Source organism: Shewanella sp. Koi 1 (assembly GCF_052907445.1).
The window spans coordinates 2657383-2676789 of the sequence record NZ_JBREJM010000001.1; the positions used below are offsets into that span (position 1 = coordinate 2657383).

Sequence of the window (19407 nt, forward strand, 5' to 3'; positions counted from 1 at the left end):
TAACCATGCAAACGACATTATCTTTGTCACAATATGTGAAAAAGCGAAATGGTGTGCCACTGGGTGCCAATCACTCGATGAGAAATATGCTATCCCGCGCCCTTGGCGCTAAGTCATTCCCCATTTTTTGGCATTATTGGAATCCGATTTGGGGTTATTATTTATCACGTAATGTCATGCGTCCAACCAGTCAGTTTCTGCCCATGTGGCTCGCCGTACTCGTCACCTTTTTGGTCAGCGGTGCGCTACATGATCTCGCCGTCGCTCTGGTTAAATGGCAAGCCATGTTCTTTTTTACCCCCTGGTTTGGCATCATGGGAATTATCGTGATTGCCTCAAATAAATATGGCCTTTCCTACGGCGCATTACCTTGGATTATGCGGGCCTTGATTAATTTACTGTTTATTTTCTCATCATTTGCGTTAACCGAATTCATGCTGGGTCTATTGAATCCTTAACCCTAATTAACTCGTCCAAATGATGTAAATGATCCTCGCTCAAAAGGATATTTCATGCGATTAACATTAACCTTGGAAACCCTATTATCTCAACTTGGTTCTTTTTCGTGGCACTTGGATGTGTATAAAGCACTAGATCAACCATTAAGTCCTACAATGTCGGTGTTAATCATTGACGATGAACTTGAAGAAGAGCGCGACCAACAGGATGAGCCTCTCTTTCCACAAACCCAAGGCTATCAATACGTTTTGAGCATTGCCGATTTACAAAGTATCAAGGCTAACTTAGTGCAACAGCGACCAAATGCCAGCTTGTATGACTTAATTCATGCTGTCAGTTATTACTATCAAAACGATGCTTATATAAATGTAGAGTGTTAACCGCTTTAGTTGAGATTTTTTAAGATATATTAAACCCAATTGTTAAAAGATAAAAAAGAATCAGATATGGATAAAAAAGCAAAAAGGATTTTATTCTCCACCTATTGGAAGAATGGTTGGATTGACGCCAAAAATAGAAGTCTCTCCGAGTCCGACTTTAACTACGCCAAATCGAAAGGATTAATGTTTGATCCTTTAACTATCTCCCACGATGAATGCATCCTTGCCATCACAGCGCTAGTTAAAGGCATATCGCAAGCACAAGTAACAAAAGGATTTTTAAGCAGTCTAACCTCTCGGCGATTGGATTGGCGCTCATCCCTTGCATCCTATGCGATCGCCCAAAAAATTCCATCACACCACTATACACCCGTCATTTCAGGCACTTCCTACACGGATGGCAAACCAACGGCACACTCCTATACCTGTGGCATTTGCCGAGACAGTCAATATGGCATCCGAGGAAGTGAATCCTATAACGAGATGGATATTAACGTATTCAATTTCGAGCGCATTAAATGGGGCGGCGTGCGCCATGGGGATATTTTGTATACCTATTTTGATTTAAGCCAATTTATCAATGCAGATATTCCAGAGCCGACGACAGATGATATTACCTGTTTTAGGGAGATATTAACGATTATCGAAACATCTGAGCCGAGCGATTATCCCAGCGCATTGGAGAAAAGATTAGCGAGTGTAATAAAATCGAGTAAAGCTGAGCGACAAATATTGATTGAAATATTAGCCAGTCTGGGAATATTAAAACCCCGTTGTTTCGATAGACAACGTCAAGGCAAAAATGACTGGGTATTTGCCGAATATTGGCGTGGTGAAGATAAATATTGCCAACAGATAGTTGAACATCTGTTTGGAGAATATTTAGCACAATAAAAAGGATGTCACAGCGCTAATTCGGTATTAGCGCTGTGACTGACACTCATCCGCAATCGCCAGTCTAGAGGATGCTGCTAGATAAAATCTGCCATCCTTGCCGCTATTCTAGCTGCCGAACGGTTCTAAACGTAGAGTCAGCTTTCTGCCCATTCCTAGCAAACCTCAAGTAGTCCCCTCTTGCAATCGGTTGATTTACCTTCAGCGACCATCAAGATGAAACATTTTCATAAAGCGCATAAATATTCTTATTTAGTTAAATTAGCTGTTGCAAACGGCACAGAAAGCGGTTAGCTTAAAAAAACGTTCGATGGATAAGTATCCATCAGCACCGAATTCAACAGAATACAGAGTATAGAGAGTCATATGAGCCCATTACTGAACGCTATCCACCATCATCACCACCATATGCGGTAGCCTTCGGACGCTCACTGCCGGAGGACTGTATCCTTCTGGCGGACTGATTCAAAGATGATCACTAACCCCTGGAAGGAATTCCGGGGGTTTTTGCTTTTAGGCTTTTTAACTTACAGCTTAACCCGTGTTTAGTATGTAATTTCAATATGTTAGCTAGATAAACGCCAGCCAAACATAGAAACCAGTTAAACCATGCGACAAAAGAATATCATTTTGAATTTGTTAACTTTGAGCGAGACAAGACTATGACTGAATCAAACCGTTTACGCATCGCCATCCAAAAATCTGGCCGTTTATCCACCGACTCACAGCAATTACTCAAGAGCTGCGGCGTTAAGTTTTCCATTAATGAACAACGTCTTATCGCGCACGCAGACAACATGCCTATCGATTTACTCAGAGTGCGTGACGATGATATTCCAGGGCTAGTGATGGATGGCGTGGTCGATTTAGGCATTATTGGTGAGAACGTGCTCGAAGAAGAGCAGATTGAGCGTCAAACCTTAAATAAACCCGCCGAGTTTGTGAAATTACGCCAACTGGATTTCGGTGCCTGTCGCCTGTCGTTAGCTGTGCCAACCGAATTTAGCTATGCCGATGCCTCATCCTTGGAAGGCTTGCGAATTGCCACCTCCTACCCCAACCTATTGCGCCGTTTTATGCAACAAAAAGGCATAAGTTATCGCGACTGTATGTTAAAAGGCTCGGTTGAAGTCGCGCCGCGTGCCGGGCTTGCCGATGGCATTTGTGACTTAGTCTCCACCGGCGCCACCCTTGAGGCCAACGGTTTATACGAGACCGAAGTCATCTACCGATCTATGGCCTGTGTTATTCAATCGACCCAAACTCAAACGCCGAGCAAACAAGCCTTAATCGACAGAATTTTATCCCGCGTAAACGGCGTGATCCGCGCCCGTGAAAGTAAATATATTTTGCTGCACGCCCCCACTGAAACCTTAGATCAAATTGTCGCCCTGCTGCCCGGCGCCGAAAACCCGACTGTGCTGCCATTAAACGACGATACTAATCGAGTGGCCATCCACGCCGTCAGTACTGAAGATTTATTCTGGGACACCATGGAGCAGCTCACCGCGCTAGGTGCCAGCTCTATCCTCGTAATGCCAATTGAAAAAATGATGGGGTGATCTATGGATATTTTGACTTGGGCAGCATTATCCACCGATGAACAAAAAGCCGCGCTCCAACGCTCACCTTTAATTGGTGACAGCGGCTTAGAACAAAGTGTTCGGGCGATTGTTGATGCCGTGGCTAGCCGTGGCGATGCGGCGCTGAAAGAGTTTAATCAAAAGTTTGATGGCTTTAATAGTGCCAATATCGACAGCCTGCGTTTAAGTGAAAGCGAGATTAGCGCCGCCAGCGCACGAGTCTCGGCAGAACTTAAAGCCGCCATTGCCCAAGCGATGGCCAATATTGATGTGTTCCACAGCGCGCAGCAATTTCGCCCCATAGAGATTGAAACCCAAGCGGGTGTTCGCTGCGAGCTTCGTAGCGAACCGATTGAAAAAGTGGGTTTATATATTCCCGGCGGCAGCGCGCCCCTCATTTCGACCGTGATGATGTTGGCCCTGCCAGCAAAAATTGCCGGCTGCGAAAAACGCGTATTGGTGAGTCCGCCGCCGATTAACGATGCGATTGTGTATGCGGCAAACGCCTGTGGGATCACCGAAATTTATCAAGTGGGCGGTGCGCAAGCCATTGCCGCACTCGCTTTTGGTACTGAAACGATTCCTAGCGTCGATAAGATTTTTGGCCCAGGCAACCGTTATGTCACCGAGGCCAAACGCTTAGTATCCCAAGATGGTCGCTGCACTGTGTCTATCGATATGCCAGCGGGACCCTCCGAGGTGTTGGTGATAGCAGATAGCGATGCCAATAGCGCATTTATTGCTGCGGATTTACTCTCGCAAGCGGAGCATGGCCCAGATTCGCAGGTCATTTTAGTCACGGATTCTGAGCCACTAGCACAAGCAGTCAATCAAGCGCTCGAGTCACAACTGGCCGCCCTGCCGCGCCAAGAGATTGCCGCGACCGCCCTAAAAGGCAGCCGAACCATTTTGGTAAAAGATATGCGAGAAGCGGCGCTCGTGTCGAATCGCTATGGGCCCGAACACTTAATTATTCAAACCCGTTTCCCACGGGACGTACTAAAGCATATTCGCGCCGCAGGCTCAGTGTTTTTAGGGGCCTATACACCTGAATCGGTTGGGGATTATGCCAGTGGGACTAACCATGTATTGCCAACTTACGGTTATAGCCGCGCGGTATCTAGCCTCTCCTTGGCAGACTTTAGCCGCCGCTTTACGGTGCAAGAACTCAGTGCCAAGGGCCTACTCGGACTCGGGCAAGCGGTAATGACCCTTGCCAGCAATGAATTACTCGATGCCCATAAAAATGCGGTCGCGATACGCTTAGCCAGTCTTAAGGACTGATGGAAATAAGTAACGCAATCAACAGTACGCTTAATTAAAGCCGTAGCCAGACTTAGGATGAATAGGATGAGCCAAGTGCCAACTAGCCAAGCACCAACGAGCAATGTGCCTGTGACAAATATTCCGAGCGCCAATTGCGCCAGCAATACTCTCGATAACAATACTCTCGAAAACATAAACATCGAGCCAACAACCCTTGCCGCACGTCTTGCTCGGCCCGAACTGCTCGAGTTAACGCCTTACCAAAGTGCTCGCAGGCTGGGTGGTCGTGGGGATATTTGGATCAACGCTAACGAATCGCCCTTCAATAATGTGGCCGTTGCCGAACTCGATTTATCTAAGTTAAATCGTTACCCCGAGTGCCAACCGCCCGCGTTAATCAATGCCTACAGCCAATATAGCGGTGTTGCTGAGAGTAAAATTGTCGCCAGTCGCGGCGCCGATGAGGCCATCGAACTGCTGATCCGTGCCTTTTGTGTTCCAGGCATCGACTCAATTGCGACCTTTGGGCCCACTTACGGCATGTACGCCATTAGCGCGCAAACCTTTAATGTGGGCGTTAAGGCATTAAGCTTAACGGCGGAGTACTGTCTCCCAAGTGACTTTGCGACGGCCGCGCGCGGCGCTAAGTTAGTGTTTATCTGTAATCCCAATAACCCAACTGGCACAGTGATTGACAAGGCGCGCATAGAGCAAGCCATACAAGCCCTACCCGACGCCATTGTTGTTGTCGATGAGGCTTATATCGAGTTTTGCCCCGAATATAGCGTCGCCGATTTACTCGAGTCTTACCCAAACCTCGTGGTGCTACGCACCCTTTCAAAGGCCTTTGCCTTAGCGGGCGCGCGCTGCGGCTTTTTGCTCGCCAATGAAGAGATTATCGAAATCATCATGCGGGTGATTGCGCCCTATCCCGTGCCACTGCCCGTGAGTGAAGTGGCCGTGCAAGCGCTATCCGCTGCTGGGATTGCGCGGATGAAAACCCAAGTCAAAGAACTCAATGCTCAGGGCGAGCGACTCGCGGCGGCGCTGAATTTGTACTGCGAACAATGGGGCGGCGCCGTGCTAACACCCAATGGTAACTATGTGCTCGCCGAATTTGACGACGTGGCAAAAGTGGCAAAGCTGCTTATCGACAATGGCATTGTCGCGCGGGCCTATAAGGACCCAAGGCTGGCTAAAGCCATTCGTTTTAGCTTTAGCTCTCAGGCTGACACAGACCGCTTAGTGTCGCTCTTTGAATCGCAAAAGCTGTGAGCATTTAGCGCAAGTATCAACGCAGCATTGGCCTAATAGACTGATTTTATAAAGATAACAAACTGAATTGAAAGGTAGCAGCATGAACCCAGTATTTACCCCAAATGTCGCCCAGAAAATACTTTTTATCGACCGAGATGGCACCTTGATTGAAGAGCCCATCACCGACAAACAGGTCGATAGCCTCGCCAAACTGGTATTCGAGCCCCAAGTGATCCCCGCCTTACTGCGCCTGCAAAAAGCTGGGTTTAGGTTGGTGATGGTCAGCAATCAAGATGGACTCGGTACCCCTTCCTTCCCGCAGGAAGATTTCGATGCGCCGCACAATATGATGATGCAAATCCTGTCTAGCCAAGGGGTTAAGTTTGAAGATGTACTCATCTGCCCGCACTTTAACGATGAAAACTGCAGCTGCCGCAAACCTAAACTTGGGCTGGTAAAAGACTTTTTGACCCAAGGCACCATCGATTTTACTCAGTCTGCCGTGATTGGTGACAGACACACAGATGTGGAACTGGGCAATGCCATGGGGATTAAAAGCTTTCAATATCAGCGTGGCAGCCTAGGCTGGGACACGATTGCCGATGCCTTACTCAACAAGGGCCGCACCGCGACTGTGGTACGCACCACCAAGGAAACCGATATTCGCGTGACTGTCGATCTCGACAATGCCAGCAAAGGCGCCATCAACACAGGCATTGGTTTCTTCGACCATATGCTGGATCAAATCGCCACCCACGGAAACTTCAAAATGGAGGTGAATGTCGATGGCGATCTCGAGATAGACGATCACCACAGCGTTGAAGACACGGCATTGGCGATTGGGGACGCACTGCGCCAAGCACTTGGCGATAAACGCGGTATTGCCCGTTTTGGTTTTAGTTTGCCTATGGATGAGGCCAAGGGCGAATGCTTACTCGATCTCTCCGGCAGGCCTTTTATCAAATTCGCCGCCCAATTTGAACGGGAAAAAGTCGGTGAAATGGCCACCGAAATGGTGCCGCACTTTTTCCGATCTTTTGCCGATGGCCTACGCTGCACCCTGCATGTAGCCGCCGAGGGAGACAACGATCACCACAAGGTCGAAGCGCTATTTAAAGTACTGGGCCGCGCGCTGCGTCAGGCAGTCAAAGTTGAAGGTGATGTGTTGCCATCGAGTAAAGGCGTGCTCTAACACCGTGATAAATCTGAGTTAGGTGCTTAATGACCTGATGCAGATTGATTAGCGAATAATACAAAGCCTGATGATTTTAACGAGGGGCAGTTTCGGGATGCGGCGACAAACCGCTTCCCCACTGACCCATCAATAGGAAAACCCAATGTCAGCAAACATAGATGAATTTGATGTTGTCATCATAGACACAGGTTGCGCCAACTTAAGCTCGGTCCGTTTCGCCTTTGAGCGCCTCGGCGCTAAGGTGTTAGTCACCGATGACAAAGCCAGCATTAAAGCCGCTAAACGTGTGGTACTGCCAGGTGTCGGCAGCGCTGGCGCCGCGATGGCTTCATTATCTGAAAAAGCCTTAGTCGAATTAATTCAAGGGTTAACTCAACCCGTGCTGGGTGTCTGTTTAGGGATGCAAATGCTCACGCTGCTCTCTAAAGAACGCGGCGGCCAAGCGCTGGATTGCCAATGCTTAGGCATTATTCCAACTGAGATCGACGAGCTAGACCGTCAAATACTTAAGGCCGAAGATTTACCTCTGCCGCACATGGGCTGGAACCAACTGACCTTTAGCAATCCGTCCCAGGTTCACCCGCTGTTTGCCGGTGTTCCAGCTGGCAGTTACGTGTATTTTGTGCACAGCTACCGCGCACCATTAAGCGACTACACCTTGGCGCAATGCCGTTATGGTGAGGACTTTAGCGCCGCCATAGGTAAAGACAACTTTATGGGCGTGCAATTTCACCCCGAGAAGAGCGCCGCAGTGGGCGCACAAATCCTAGGTAACTTTTTAAAAATGCAGTAAATGCAATCGCTTATTAGCTTTTGACTGAGCTAATTTTGGCTAAGCCAGCTTTTTTCAGCCACAACATGCAGCAATAAAGCGCGGCAGCAAATGCGCCAAAAGAATTAAGGACAACAGATGATCATTCCAGCAATTGATTTAATTGATGGCAAGGTAGTTAGGCTCTACCAAGGGGATTATGGGCAGCAGACCACCTTCGATTTAAGCCCGCTGGCCCAGTTGCAATCCTACCAAGACCAAGGGGCAAACTGGTTGCATATCGTGGATTTAACCGGCGCGAAAGATCCTACAAAACGCCAAACGGCTTTGATTGCTAAGCTGACTGCGGGGCTTAACGCCAATATTCAAGTGGGCGGCGGGATCCGCACTGAAGAACAAGTCGCCGAGTTATTATCCCTTGGGGTTAAACGCGTGGTGATAGGCTCGCTCGCCGTCAAAGAGCCCGAGTTAGTCAAGGGCTGGTTTAACAAGTTTGGCAGCGAGGCTATTTGCCTCGCACTGGATGTCAATATCAATCAGAGCGGCGAGAAAATCGTTGCGGTTTCTGGCTGGCAAAGCGGTGGCGGTAAGAGTCTAGAATCTATCGTTGAAGACTTTAGCCAAGTTGGGCTTAAACATGCGCTGGTGACTGACATCAGTCGCGATGGCACCCTCACAGGCGCCAATACCGAACTCTATCAAGAGCTATCCAGCCGCTATCCCGACATCGCTTGGCAAGCCTCGGGCGGCATTGCCACCCTTGAAGATGTTGCCGCCGTCAGAGACAGTGGCGCCGCGGGCATCATTATCGGTAAAGCTTTACTAATCAATCAGTTTAATGTGGCGGAGGCAATCCAATGCTGGCCAAACGAATAGTCCCCTGTTTAGATGTGAAAGATGGCTGCGTGGTTAAGGGCGTACAGTTTCGCAACCATGAAATTGTTGGCGACATAGTGCCACTCGCGGCGCGTTACGCCGCAGAGGGCGCCGACGAACTGGTGTTTTACGATATCACTGCCAGTGCCCACGACCGAGTGGTCGATAAGTCTTGGGTGAGCCGAGTGGCGGAGCAAATCGATATCCCCTTCTGCGTTGCCGGCGGCATTAGAACCATCGGCCAAGCCCGCGAGTTACTGGCCTTTGGCGCGGATAAGATTTCGGTCAACTCACCCGCTCTCAGCGATCCGAGTTTAATTTCACGCCTGCAGGATGAATTTGGCCGCCAATGCATAGTGATCGGCATAGACTCTTTTTATGATGCGGCAAGCGACAGTTATAAGGTAAAGCAATTTACCGGCGATGAAGCCGCCACCAAAGAAACCGCCTGGTACACTCAGGATTGGGTCGAAGAAGTACAAAAACGCGGCTGCGGCGAAATCGTGCTCAACGTGATGAACCAAGATGGCGTGCGTGGTGGCTATGATATCAAACAGTTAAGCCTCGTACGCCAGCTGTGCGACGTGCCCTTAATCGCCTCGGGCGGCGCTGGCACTATGGCGCATTTTCGCGATGTGTTTATCGAGGCTAAGGTGGATGCAGCGCTGGCGGCCAGCGTGTTCCATAAAGCCATTATCAATATCGGCGAGTTAAAACAGTATTTAGCGGCCGAAGGCATCGCCATTCGCCAGTAACTCAACATCAGTAGCGATTGATAGAAATAATAAGGTATGCAGATATGACAACTGGAACCACTTCAAGCTGTTGCCAAGGCCCTGCAAGCGCAGAACTGGTTAATAGCCTCGACTGGGAAAAACAACAGGGGCTTATCCCAGCGGTTATCCAAAATCACCTATCGGGCAAAGTGTTAATGCTTGGATTTATGGATAAAGCCGCGCTGCAGCACACACTGGCAACCGGTGATGTGACGTTTTTTAGCCGCTCTAAGCAACGTTTATGGACCAAGGGCGAAACCTCGGGCCATACCCTAAAATTGGTTGCCATCGATAAAGACTGCGATAACGACAGCCTGCTGGTGCAGGTGTTGCCAAATGGCCCAACCTGCCATAAAGGCACCGAAAGCTGCTGGCTCGATGGCAATGCGCACCCGTTTTTAAACAATCTAGCCGAGCTTATCGCCTCGCGTAAGGGGCAAAACCCTGAGTCGAGCTACACCGCCTCTTTATTTGCCCGAGGCACCAAACGCATCGCCCAAAAAGTCGGTGAAGAAGGATTAGAAACCGCCTTGGCCGCAGCGACTCACGATAAAGAGGAGCTGATTAACGAGGCATCGGATCTGGTGTATCACTTGTTAGTCTTGCTTGAGGATCAATCACTAAGCTTAAGTGATATTAACGCCAACTTGCTTGCCCGCCATCAAAAAGCGCAGCAAAAGTAGTCCGCTTTCAAACCTCGAAGCACCACTCTGCCGCATTCCTTTTGGTCTGCGGCAGAGTACTCTTGATTTTGCATTCAGTTACGGCCTATTCACTTGCCGTAACCAACAAAAGTTCAGCCTCCATAATCCACCTTGCTACTCTTAACCTCTGCTAAAAACGGCACGACGTCACACAAATTGTACACTTGGCCCCTGACAAAAAATCTGCAAAATACTGTTGTAATGGTTGACAAGTACACCTTAACTGCCTATCGTAGCCTGCGTCCTCGAACCCGCACGAGGCATTGACGCAACTTATTAACATTTAAGACAAATTTAAAAACAGGCGAATTGCCTTCGTTATGTGATGTGACCAAGCCATTAGATGTGTTCAAGTCACTCGATGTTATTAAGTGCCGAATTAACCCCAAGCAAAGGCGAGTTTTATGCGTATTACCACAGCTTATTATCCCTATCTGTAGCCGCAATGGCATAGATAGGCACACTCGCCTGACCTTCCATTGTGGCCATATCCCCAACGATCCGCAGATTGCGCCACGATCACAATACAGGTACACCACGTACCCTTTAGTTCCCAGTATCACGCGCCACTCTGCACAGCTCCTCAATAAAGCACTCAACTGAGACAGTTGAGCCATTAATAAAGACGTTTGAGCGTAAAGTTATGACACAAAATAAATTTTTCGGCAGTTTGCTACTGATTGCAGGCACCACCATTGGCGCGGGTATGCTCGCACTCCCTATCGCCTCGGCAGGACTCGGTTTTGGTGTATCGAGCATCATTATGTTGCTCCTCTGGGCGCTGATGGCCTACACCGCCCTGCTGATGGTTGAAATCCATCAATTTGCCCCGAGCGATGCGAGCCTGAACCAATTAGCCCGCACGCTTTTGGGCGCTAAGGGCCAAGTGATTGCCAGTGTTGCCCTGATGTTTTTACTCTACGCCCTGTGCGCCGCCTATATCGCGGGTGGCGGCGAGCAAGTCAATCAAAAGCTCAATGCATGGTTAGGGTTAGATCTGCCACCGCAGGCGGGCGCCATCTTCTTTACCCTGTTAGTCGGCACCATAGTCGGTTTAGGCACCCATTGTGTCGATTTGATCAATCGCGTGCTCTTTAGTTTGAAAATCATTGCGTTAATCCTAATGCTGGCCCTATTACTGCCGCAGGTCGAAGGCACACATTTACTCGAGTTGCCACTAGAGCAAGGGCTTATCGTGTCAGCCATTCCAGTGATTTTTACCTCCTTTGGTTTTCATGGCTCGATTCCGTCCGTGGTGCGCTACTTAGGCGTTGAGGTAAAAAGCCTGCGTAAAATCATGCTGCTCGGCTCGGCGTTACCGCTACTGATTTACCTGCTGTGGCAACTGGGCAGCCAAGGCGTGCTCAGCCAAAGCCAACTGATGACGAATCAGAGTCTTTCAGGCTTTATCAATCAATTAGCCAGTGTACTGCATAGCCAATACTTAAGTTCTGCCATCAGTGTATTTGCCGATCTGGCGCTGGCCACCTCCTTTTTAGGGGTCAGCCTCGGTCTGTTTGACTTTATGGCGGCTAACTTAAGGCAACAGGATAATGCCGCGGGTCGCAGTGTTACCGCCGCCATAACCTTCGTGCCTCCTCTGGGGTTTGCCCTCTTTTACCCGCAGGGATTTATTACCGCCCTCGGTTATGCGGCAATCGCCCTCGTGATCCTCGCGATTTTTTTACCCGTGGCCATGGTGTGGGTACAAAGACAAACGCGCGATAAAGCGAACTTGCCACAGGGTTACCGCGTCGCAGGGGGGAAGCTCGGTTTACTGTTAGCGATGCTCTGCGGAGTGGCCGTGATTGGCGCTCAGCTCTTGGGATAAGCTGTACGGATAAACAATCGGGATAAACGCTATTTTGGCTAAAGCCATATAAGTGCATGTAAAATCAAGATGAATAATGACAGGCACTCAGTCTTGCTTCGCGCAAGATTGCCAAGTTCTTTATTAGTCAGCCAGCGGCTTGAGTGTTAAACTGCCGCTAATCCCGCTTGCCGCTCAGCATCGGCAGCCCCAAATCGCCTCACGCTCCCACGGGGAACAATAGCAAGGCGCTGATGATAAGGATGACATTCGAACCCCATGGTTAACACGCCGACATCGCCAGAACAGGAGACTGCCGAGCACGCGCATCAGGCGATGCCTCAAGAAGCGACGGCGGCCGCAGCGCCAGATTCGGCGCACCGCCGCGGTTCTACACTCAAAAAGCGCTTAAAACAAAGCCTGATTGCCACCACTGGGGCGGGCCTGTTAGCTGGCGCGGCGCTAACCATTTGGATAGTCAACAGTCAAACCGAAGCCCTGATCCTTCGCGTCGCGAATTATGCCTTAAGCGGCATGGACGGTGAGCTTAGCGATATTCGTTTAGGCCCCATGGGTTTAGAACATTGGCACATTCACTCTGCGAGCCTGCGTGTACATGACTCGCATTTAGTGATCAATAACCTGGATATTCAGCTTGAACTCAACTGGCCCAAAAGCCTTGAAGAACTGAAGCAACTTGTCCAAGTTGAGAGTTTAACTCAAAAAATCAAGCGCATTAGCACGGGCGAGATAGACGTTGAACTCGGCGCATCGCTGCTGGAGCGAAGCCCCACCATCGCCGATGAACAAACGCCAGCGTTGGCGTTAAATATCAAATCCTTACCTTTAATTGATATAGGTAAAACCACACTCAGATTAGCGCCGCAGGCAGAGCTTCCGGCCTATCAGCTGGTGATGGATAAACTCAGCCTCAATCATCAAGCTGAATTAACCACAGCCTTTAGCAGCACTGAGGGTGAGCCATTAGCCCAGCTTGCCGCGACGCTTGGCAACGAACAATGGCGCTTGAAGAGCGAACTGAATATCGCGCCGCTACTGGAAAACCTGCATCAAATTGGTCTGCGCCAAACCCAAGGGAGCATCCTCAACCAATTAACCCAGTGGGATCAACAGTGGCAACAACTTGGGATAGGATTAAGTGGGCAACTCAGTTCTGAGAGCACGATGACACTCGCCAGCGGCGAAATCACAAGCCGACACCGCATTCAGCAGCCCAGCATCAACTTAAGCCATTTTGCCGACTTAACGCTCGCGCCCCAGCCAGCTTTGGGGTTTGAGCTTAGTGGATCACTTGCTTCACTTAATCTCACCCTCGAGCCCTTTGGTCTTGCGCTCACCCCCAATGCGGCACAGCACGCGCAGCTATTCGCCGCACTTAATCAGTCACTGCAATTGAGCGATGAAAACTCTCAAGCGCTCCTTACCCTGCTGTCGGGGCTTAAAAGCACCGAGGCGCCCGTGGGCCTTGCCTTTTCGATGACAACGCCACTGCATTATACGCTGACATCTCAAGCGAGCAGCCATGACCCCATAGCGCTGCCCACATTCGAGTTAAGCACCTTAGGCAGTAAGCTTGATACACGCATTCACTTACAAGATATCCAGTTAACGCCCACGCCAGATGCTTGGAAGGTCGCGAGCCGCTGGCAACTGGCGCTTACGCAAACGACCCCGCTGTCGCTGCGGGAACTCTGGCATGCAGCACCACAGGATTTCAGTTGGAACGCGGGAATACTTCAAACGGCGGGACATGTCAGCGTTGCTCAGTCGGCTCAAGGGCTGAATTGGCAAGTGAGCACAGCGCCAGTGACGAGTGACTCGAATGTCTCAAGCGATACCTTACAATTTGCACTTGAAGATCTACAGCTACAGCAAACTGCGCAAGCCGCAGAGCATCAAACTAAACAGACGCAGTTAAGCCTTGGTAATATTCAGCTCAACGCTAAGGCTCCCATGACCGCGAGTGCTACCCCGTTAGCGACTCAGGATACGACTGGCGCGCAATCAACCGAGTTTGCCTTCAATCTACCGCCGCTCTCTCTCGCCCTGTCGCAGCTGCGCGTGAGCCAAGCGGTAGAGAATCTTGCGGGCACCGCCGCGAGCGCAATGCAGAGCAGTCGCAACGATATTAGCCTCAAGACGTTCTCCCTTGAGACATCAAAGGCGATGACCCTCGATTACTCCTCGTTGCAATCCATTGAAAATGCTATTCAATCGAGTCAGTTGAGTAATCAAGTGAACTGGCAAGCGCAGCAACTCTTGATTGAAAAGCAGCTCAGCGCCAAAGGCCGCACACGTAAACAGACTGTGCTTAAACTGGATAATTTGGCACTCGCGCAGACGTTAAACTGGCAAAACCAACGTCTTCACGGCCATGAACAGTGGCAAGTCGGCACAGTTGAGCTGCAAAGCGACCATCAATTACAGTTCGCCGCGCCTCACAAATCACTGCTGTTAACCGGCCAATGGGTTGTCGATACCAGCATGACAGAAGCACTATCTTTGCTTAATCAAACCCAGCCCTTGCCCGCTGAGTTAAATGTGACTGGCCATAACCAATTACAAGCACAATTTAAGCTGACACATGAGCCAGAGCAGACCCAATTTGCCATGCAAATTACCCAGTCGATGACAGAGCTGGAAGGTTTTTATCAAGACACGACCTTTGAAGGCGGGAAATTACAGGCCCAATGCGAGTTCACTTGGGGGCAATCCTATAAGGCGCCGCAAGCACCAGGCTATTTCAGCAGTTTAAGCCGACTAAACTGCCCGAATACCGTGATGACTTTTAATTTGTTCGATCCCGGCTTTCCCTTGACCGATATCGAAGTGGAGGCCGATATTGCCCTCACCAAGGATGCCGAAAAGCTTCCCGACAATTGGCTGCAACAACTCACGGGCTTGAGTGATACCGACGTGTCGATGACTGCTAAGGGCAAAGTATTGAGCGGCCAGTTCTTACTGCCTGATTTTAATTTAAAATTACAGGACAAATCCCACGCCTATCTATTATTGCAGGGCATGAGCCTTGAGGAAGTGCTGCGCATTCAGCCGCAAATTGGTATCTATGCCGATGGTATTTTCGATGGTGTATTACCCGTGGATTTGGTCGATGGCAAAGTCTCGATCAGCGGTGGCCAGTTGGCGGCCCGTGCGCCCGGTGGCCTTATTGCGATTTCGGGCAATCCGGCGGTCGATCAAATGCGTCAATCACAACCTTATCTCGACTTTGTATTTTCGGCACTAGAACATTTAGAATACAGCCAGTTATCCAGTAGTTTCGATATGGATCAAACCGGTGATGCCAAGCTCTTAGTGGAAGTCAAAGGCCGCAGCCAAGGGATTGAACGCCCCATCCACTTGAATTACTCTCATGAAGAGAACATGCTGCAATTATTCAGGAGTCTTCAGATTGGTAACGATCTGCAGGACAGAATCGAAAAATCCGTGAAGTAACAAGGAAACCTCAGTGAAGATCATTCAATTACAGCAAGTGAGTTTAGGTGCATTGCTGCTACTGGCGGCATTGCAAGGCTGTGCGCCAACGGTAAAGATTGAGCCGCCTGATAAACCGATTGTGATTAATCTCAATGTGAAAATTGAACACGAGATAAAAATCAAAGTGGATAAGGAGCTAGATCAGCTTCTATCAGATGATAAGTTGTTCTAATCACTAAGAATTGAGGAATATACAATGAAATCAATGCCACTCAAAACCCTGCTACAAAAGCCAACATTACTCCTGTTGCTCGGCCTGAGTTTATTCAGCTTAAATGCCTTTGCAATGTCACTACAGGAAGCCAAATCCCAAGGTTACTTAGGTGAGCAGCTCAATGGCTATCTGGGTCTAGTGCAAAATAATAGCGAGGCCAAAGCCGTGATGGACGATGTGAATAACAAACGCCGCGCCCATTACGAAACCATCGCTAAAAAGAACAATATCTCCGCCGCCGATGTCGCTAAACTTGCCGGCGAAAAAGCCATCGCCGCCACAGATAAAGGCAACTATGTGCAAAACGCCCAAGGAAAATGGGTTAAAAAGTAGAGAGTTAGCACTGACAAAAACGCCTGCAATTGCAGGCGTTTTTGTCTCTATCATTGATCACGGAATGAAAAACGTACCTGTTTTATGCTGAGGCTGTACGCCCATATCACATCCGTTGCAGCATTAAGCATTGTTAGCTATCAGAACAGCCAGCGAGCACAATCTTTGATGCCTGAAATAAGGTTTGCTCAATCCAATCCCGAAAGAATGAAATACGTGAGTAATGCTCAATCACGCCATACTTGCCCTCTTCCCAATTCGTTGACTCGGCATTTTGCCATGAGCTGACACCGATAAGACAAACTGAATCGGCCGATGCGAGATACGCGGGGCCGCCCGAATCTCCTGGGCCACTAATCCCCTCCAATGGTAAGGCATTCGCGTCACGGTCAAATGCAAATTGCAGCCATTGCTCCTGCACACCGACCACGGCGTTGTGTGCCGCGCGTAATTGTTTGTCGGCCCCCGCAACGCCCACCAGCCCATTTCCATAATCGCCACGTCCGACGAAGGTTGCGATTTTGCCCGTTTCGGTTGAGGCATGATTCAATTTAGCGAGTGTTGCATCCTCAATGGGAGAAGCCAATTGAACCAAGGCAATATCGTAGGGAAAGTGCCTTTCTTTCCAAAGGGGATGTTTTATCACGTCTTTAATCGGGTAAAAATGCGTTTTAAATTGCACCTTATTGCCGACCATTAGCTCATTAGCCACGTGCGCCGCCGTCACAATCCATTGCTTATCGATAAGGCTGCCAGTACCAAGCACGATTTCATCGCCTTTATAAAATCCTAAAAAGCTGACCGTCGAATTATCGCTTTGCGCCGCCGCTTGATATTTCGCGTCATCCACATCATGCCTGATAATCATGGCATTGGCGGTACTCGTTATCGCCAGTAACAGTACGAACATCCATTTCATATTGAACTCCTATCCTTGCGTATATTTATTCGCCAATATTGCGTGATGAGAATATCGAGAATGAATCATCATTAATGTCGAGAACTTAACAGCTTTTTATCATTTGAGATATAGCCGCTGCATTCACATCATTCAGCCGTGATTGATCAACATGACATGTTGAATGACATCGCAATTTATCCGTAGAAAACAAAAGCGCAGCGAACTTGTGTTCACCGCGCTTTTTAATATTTACCCCTAGGCTTTAACTCTAAGGTTTAATGCTGAAAGGGGTTAACGATTTGCAGCCTTATTTAAAATACAAGCTATGGAATTTAAGGTGCTCTTCAATAAAACTCGCAATAAAGTAATAGCTATGGTCGTACCCCGCCTGCATACGTAAATCTAACGGGTAGCCTTTTGCTTTGGCGATATCACTGAGCGTTTGTGGCATCAGTTGCGCCTCTAAAAAGCTGTCGGCATCACCTTGGTCGACTAATACAGGCACTTCGTTAATCGCCAGTTTTAGCAACTCACAGGCATCGTATTGGCGCCAGTGCTCGCGATTTTCCCCTAAATACTCGGTAAAGGCTTTAATCCCCCAAGGTGCATTGCTTGGATTACTGATAGGACTAAAGGCCGAGATTGAACTGTATCTGTGAGGATTGGTTAACCCTATCACTAACGCGCCGTGCCCGCCCATGGAGTGGCCAGAAATAGCGCGCTGCCCGGTTACGGGGAAATTCGCTTCAATCAGCGCTGGCAGCTCATGCACTATATAGTCGTACATTTTATAGTGGCGATTCCAAGGCGCTCTGGTCGCGTTTAAATAAAACCCCGCGCCAAGACCTAAGTCATAGGCTTTATCCGGCGCATCGGCAACATCATCGCCACGGGGACTCGTATCGGGGGCGACGATAGCCATTCCCAACTGAGCCGCAATACGCTGCGCGCCCGCCTTCTGCATAAAGTTTTCGTCGGTACAGGTGAGACCCGATAGCCAATACAACACTGGCACAGGTTTGTTGGCCGCCTCGGGTGGCAGGTAAATCGCAAAGCGCATCTCGCAATTCAGCGCCTGAGATTGATGGCGATACTGTTTGTGCCAACCACCAAAACTCTTGTTACAGCTGATATTTTCTATGGTCATTTCAATCCCTTTCCTGTTCACTTTCAGCGTTTAGCTTGCCGTTCAAGACTCTATCACAAGCTTAAAACGCATAAGCAGCAGATAAGCCGTTAGCGGTTATCTGCTGCTGTGATGGCAAACTGAGCGCTTATTTATCGAAATGGATCACGCTACGAATGCTCTTGCCTTCATGCATCAAGTCGAAGGCTTCGTTAACTTGCTCAAGTCCCATAGTGTGGGTGATAAAGTCATCGAGCTTAAACTCACCTGCTAGGTATTGTTCAACGATTTTAGGTAATTGCGAGCGTCCTTTCACGCCACCGAAGGCAGAACCGCGCCATACTCGGCCCGTCACCAGTTGGAACGGACGGGTGGAGATCTCCTGCCCTGCGCCTGCAACACCAATGATCACTGACTCGCCCCAGCCCTTGTGACAACACTCGAGCGCGCTGCGCATCACATTGACATTGCCGATACATTCGAAGGAGTAATCCACGCCGCCATCGGTCATCTCGACAATCACCTCTTGAATAGGTTTGTCGAAATGTTTCGGATTAATACAATCGGTTGCACCTAATTTACGGGCAAGTTCGAATTTAGATTCGTTAATATCGATGGCAATAATCCGGCTAGCTTTAGCCATGGTCGCACCAATAATGGCCGAAAGACCGATACCACCTAGGCCGAAAATCGCCACGGTCGCGCCTTCTTCCACCTTAGCAGTGTTCATTACGGCGCCCATACCTGTTGTCACACCACAACCTAGCAGACAGATCTCTTCTAATGGCGCAGTTTTATTAACCTTAGCCAATGAAATTTCAGGCAATACAGTGTATTCAGAGAAGGTAGAACAGCCCATGTAATGGAAAATGGGTTGGCCATCTTTATAGAAACGCGTGGTGCCATCTGGCATCAAACCTTTGCCTTGGGTAGCGCGGATCTTCTGGCACAGGTTTGTTTTACCCGATAAACAGAATTTACATTCGCCACACTCAGGCGTGTAGAGAGGGATCACATGGTCGCCCACCTGCACGCTGGTCACGCCTTCGCCCACTTGCTCAACAATACCACCGCCCTCATGGCCGAGGATCGCTGGGAATACGCCTTCTGGATCGTCACCACTTAAGGTAAACGCATCGGTATGGCACACCCCAGTCGCCACGATGCGAACTAATACTTCGCCGGCTTTAGGTAACATCACATCGACTTCTTCAATCTTGAGCGGCTGTCCCGGCCCCCAGGCCACGGCGGCCTTTGACTTGATAAACTGTGGTTTTTCGTTCGACATGCTTGTCTTTCCTTCTTTTAATCAATGGGCTTATCGATTTACGGCTTATCCTAG

18 protein-coding genes are annotated in these 19407 nt (G+C 49.2%); 15 read left to right on the forward strand and 3 right to left on the reverse strand.

What is annotated here, in order from left to right; genetic code table 11:
• The first annotated feature begins 5 nt into the window (after positions 1 to 5).
• From ACUZ8J_RS11655 to ACUZ8J_RS11725, 15 genes are all read left to right on the forward strand, one after another.
• Complete coding sequence (locus ACUZ8J_RS11655) at positions 6 to 458, forward strand: acyltransferase (RefSeq protein WP_446693909.1); 453 nt, start codon at positions 6 to 8, stop codon at positions 456 to 458.
• Positions 459 to 512: 54 nt separating this feature from the next.
• The gene (locus tag ACUZ8J_RS11660) at positions 513 to 839 is read left to right on the forward strand and encodes a DUF7716 domain-containing protein (protein WP_446693910.1); all 327 of its coding nucleotides are present in this window, start codon (positions 513 to 515) and stop codon (positions 837 to 839) included.
• 66 nt (positions 840 to 905) lie between these two features.
• Entirely contained in the window at positions 906 to 1733 is an 828-nt protein-coding gene (locus ACUZ8J_RS11665; protein WP_446693911.1) for a hypothetical protein, read from the forward strand.
• A gap of 662 nt (positions 1734 to 2395) precedes the next feature.
• Positions 2396 to 3295: an ATP phosphoribosyltransferase gene (hisG, locus tag ACUZ8J_RS11670; RefSeq protein WP_086903682.1), complete on the forward strand. Its 900-nt coding sequence runs from the start codon at positions 2396 to 2398 to the stop codon at positions 3293 to 3295.
• A 3-nt stretch (positions 3296 to 3298) separates the two neighbouring features.
• Positions 3299 to 4600, forward strand: coding sequence for a histidinol dehydrogenase (gene hisD, locus ACUZ8J_RS11675; protein ID WP_446693912.1), 1302 nt, complete (start codon positions 3299 to 3301; stop codon positions 4598 to 4600).
• Between the two features lie 66 nt (positions 4601 to 4666).
• Positions 4667 to 5857, forward strand: coding sequence for a histidinol-phosphate transaminase (gene hisC / locus ACUZ8J_RS11680; RefSeq protein ID WP_446693913.1), 1191 nt, complete (start codon positions 4667 to 4669; stop codon positions 5855 to 5857).
• 82 nt (positions 5858 to 5939) lie between these two features.
• Positions 5940 to 7031, forward strand: coding sequence for a bifunctional histidinol-phosphatase/imidazoleglycerol-phosphate dehydratase HisB (hisB, locus tag ACUZ8J_RS11685; protein WP_446693914.1), 1092 nt, complete (start codon positions 5940 to 5942; stop codon positions 7029 to 7031).
• Between the two features lie 145 nt (positions 7032 to 7176).
• Positions 7177 to 7827: an imidazole glycerol phosphate synthase subunit HisH gene (gene hisH, locus ACUZ8J_RS11690; protein ID WP_446693915.1), complete on the forward strand. Its 651-nt coding sequence runs from the start codon at positions 7177 to 7179 to the stop codon at positions 7825 to 7827.
• Positions 7828 to 7944: 117 nt separating this feature from the next.
• Positions 7945 to 8682 (forward strand): 1-(5-phosphoribosyl)-5-[(5-phosphoribosylamino)methylideneamino]imidazole-4-carboxamide isomerase, encoded by a 738-nt coding sequence (gene hisA / locus ACUZ8J_RS11695; protein WP_446693916.1) that lies wholly within the window; start codon positions 7945 to 7947, stop codon positions 8680 to 8682.
• Positions 8664 to 9437, forward strand: coding sequence for an imidazole glycerol phosphate synthase subunit HisF (hisF, locus tag ACUZ8J_RS11700; RefSeq protein WP_126513040.1), 774 nt, complete (start codon positions 8664 to 8666; stop codon positions 9435 to 9437). Before hisA ends, hisF begins: the two co-directional genes overlap by 19 nt.
• Before the next feature lie 44 nt (positions 9438 to 9481).
• Positions 9482 to 10141 (forward strand): bifunctional phosphoribosyl-AMP cyclohydrolase/phosphoribosyl-ATP diphosphatase HisIE, encoded by a 660-nt coding sequence (hisIE, locus tag ACUZ8J_RS11705; protein ID WP_023267317.1) that lies wholly within the window; start codon positions 9482 to 9484, stop codon positions 10139 to 10141.
• 664 nt (positions 10142 to 10805) lie between these two features.
• Entirely contained in the window at positions 10806 to 11993 is a 1188-nt protein-coding gene (locus ACUZ8J_RS11710; RefSeq protein ID WP_446693917.1) for an aromatic amino acid transport family protein, read from the forward strand.
• A gap of 258 nt (positions 11994 to 12251) precedes the next feature.
• Complete coding sequence (locus ACUZ8J_RS11715; RefSeq protein WP_446693918.1) at positions 12252 to 15449, forward strand: YdbH domain-containing protein; 3198 nt, start codon at positions 12252 to 12254, stop codon at positions 15447 to 15449.
• 13 nt (positions 15450 to 15462) lie between these two features.
• On the forward strand, positions 15463 to 15663 hold the full coding sequence (locus ACUZ8J_RS11720) for a YnbE family lipoprotein (protein ID WP_011622561.1): 201 nt from the start codon (positions 15463 to 15465) through the stop codon (positions 15661 to 15663).
• 24 nt (positions 15664 to 15687) lie between these two features.
• The gene (locus ACUZ8J_RS11725) at positions 15688 to 16038 is read left to right on the forward strand and encodes a YdbL family protein (protein ID WP_011626323.1); all 351 of its coding nucleotides are present in this window, start codon (positions 15688 to 15690) and stop codon (positions 16036 to 16038) included.
• 133 nt (positions 16039 to 16171) lie between these two features.
• Here ACUZ8J_RS11725 and ACUZ8J_RS11730 read toward each other — a convergent pair whose 3' ends face one another.
• The 3 genes from ACUZ8J_RS11730 to ACUZ8J_RS11740 form a co-directional block, all read right to left on the reverse strand.
• Positions 16172 to 16957, reverse strand: a complete 786-nt coding sequence (locus tag ACUZ8J_RS11730; protein ID WP_446693919.1) for a S1 family peptidase — start codon at positions 16955 to 16957, stop codon at positions 16172 to 16174.
• A 289-nt stretch (positions 16958 to 17246) separates the two neighbouring features.
• Positions 17247 to 18086 carry an S-formylglutathione hydrolase gene (gene fghA / locus ACUZ8J_RS11735; RefSeq protein WP_011622558.1) on the reverse strand — a complete coding sequence of 280 codons (840 nt, stop codon included), beginning with the start codon at positions 18084 to 18086 and terminating at the stop codon, positions 17247 to 17249.
• Positions 18087 to 18213: 127 nt separating this feature from the next.
• Entirely contained in the window at positions 18214 to 19353 is a 1140-nt protein-coding gene (locus ACUZ8J_RS11740; RefSeq protein WP_011622557.1) for an S-(hydroxymethyl)glutathione dehydrogenase/class III alcohol dehydrogenase, read from the reverse strand.
• Between the last annotated feature and the right edge of the window lie 54 nt (positions 19354 to 19407).

Coding starts and splice junctions, on each gene's coding strand:
- hisIE (WP_023267317.1), top strand. CDS start 9,482: ATGACAACTGGAACCACTTCAAGCTGTTGCCAAGGCCCTGCAAGCGCA.
- hisH (WP_446693915.1), top strand. CDS start 7,177: ATGTCAGCAAACATAGATGAATTTGATGTTGTCATCATAGACACAGGT.
- ACUZ8J_RS11660 (WP_446693910.1), top strand. CDS start 513: ATGCGATTAACATTAACCTTGGAAACCCTATTATCTCAACTTGGTTCT.
- ACUZ8J_RS11715 (WP_446693918.1), top strand. CDS start 12,252: ATGGTTAACACGCCGACATCGCCAGAACAGGAGACTGCCGAGCACGCG.
- ACUZ8J_RS11730 (WP_446693919.1), bottom strand. CDS start 16,957: ATGAAATGGATGTTCGTACTGTTACTGGCGATAACGAGTACCGCCAAT.
- hisC (WP_446693913.1), top strand. CDS start 4,667: ATGAGCCAAGTGCCAACTAGCCAAGCACCAACGAGCAATGTGCCTGTG.
- ACUZ8J_RS11655 (WP_446693909.1), top strand. CDS start 6: ATGCAAACGACATTATCTTTGTCACAATATGTGAAAAAGCGAAATGGT.
- hisA (WP_446693916.1), top strand. CDS start 7,945: ATGATCATTCCAGCAATTGATTTAATTGATGGCAAGGTAGTTAGGCTC.
- hisB (WP_446693914.1), top strand. CDS start 5,940: ATGAACCCAGTATTTACCCCAAATGTCGCCCAGAAAATACTTTTTATC.
- ACUZ8J_RS11710 (WP_446693917.1), top strand. CDS start 10,806: ATGACACAAAATAAATTTTTCGGCAGTTTGCTACTGATTGCAGGCACC.
- hisF (WP_126513040.1), top strand. CDS start 8,664: ATGCTGGCCAAACGAATAGTCCCCTGTTTAGATGTGAAAGATGGCTGC.
- fghA (WP_011622558.1), bottom strand. CDS start 18,086: ATGACCATAGAAAATATCAGCTGTAACAAGAGTTTTGGTGGTTGGCAC.
- hisD (WP_446693912.1), top strand. CDS start 3,299: ATGGATATTTTGACTTGGGCAGCATTATCCACCGATGAACAAAAAGCC.
- ACUZ8J_RS11665 (WP_446693911.1), top strand. CDS start 906: ATGGATAAAAAAGCAAAAAGGATTTTATTCTCCACCTATTGGAAGAAT.
- ACUZ8J_RS11740 (WP_011622557.1), bottom strand. CDS start 19,353: ATGTCGAACGAAAAACCACAGTTTATCAAGTCAAAGGCCGCCGTGGCC.
- hisG (WP_086903682.1), top strand. CDS start 2,396: ATGACTGAATCAAACCGTTTACGCATCGCCATCCAAAAATCTGGCCGT.
- ACUZ8J_RS11725 (WP_011626323.1), top strand. CDS start 15,688: ATGAAATCAATGCCACTCAAAACCCTGCTACAAAAGCCAACATTACTC.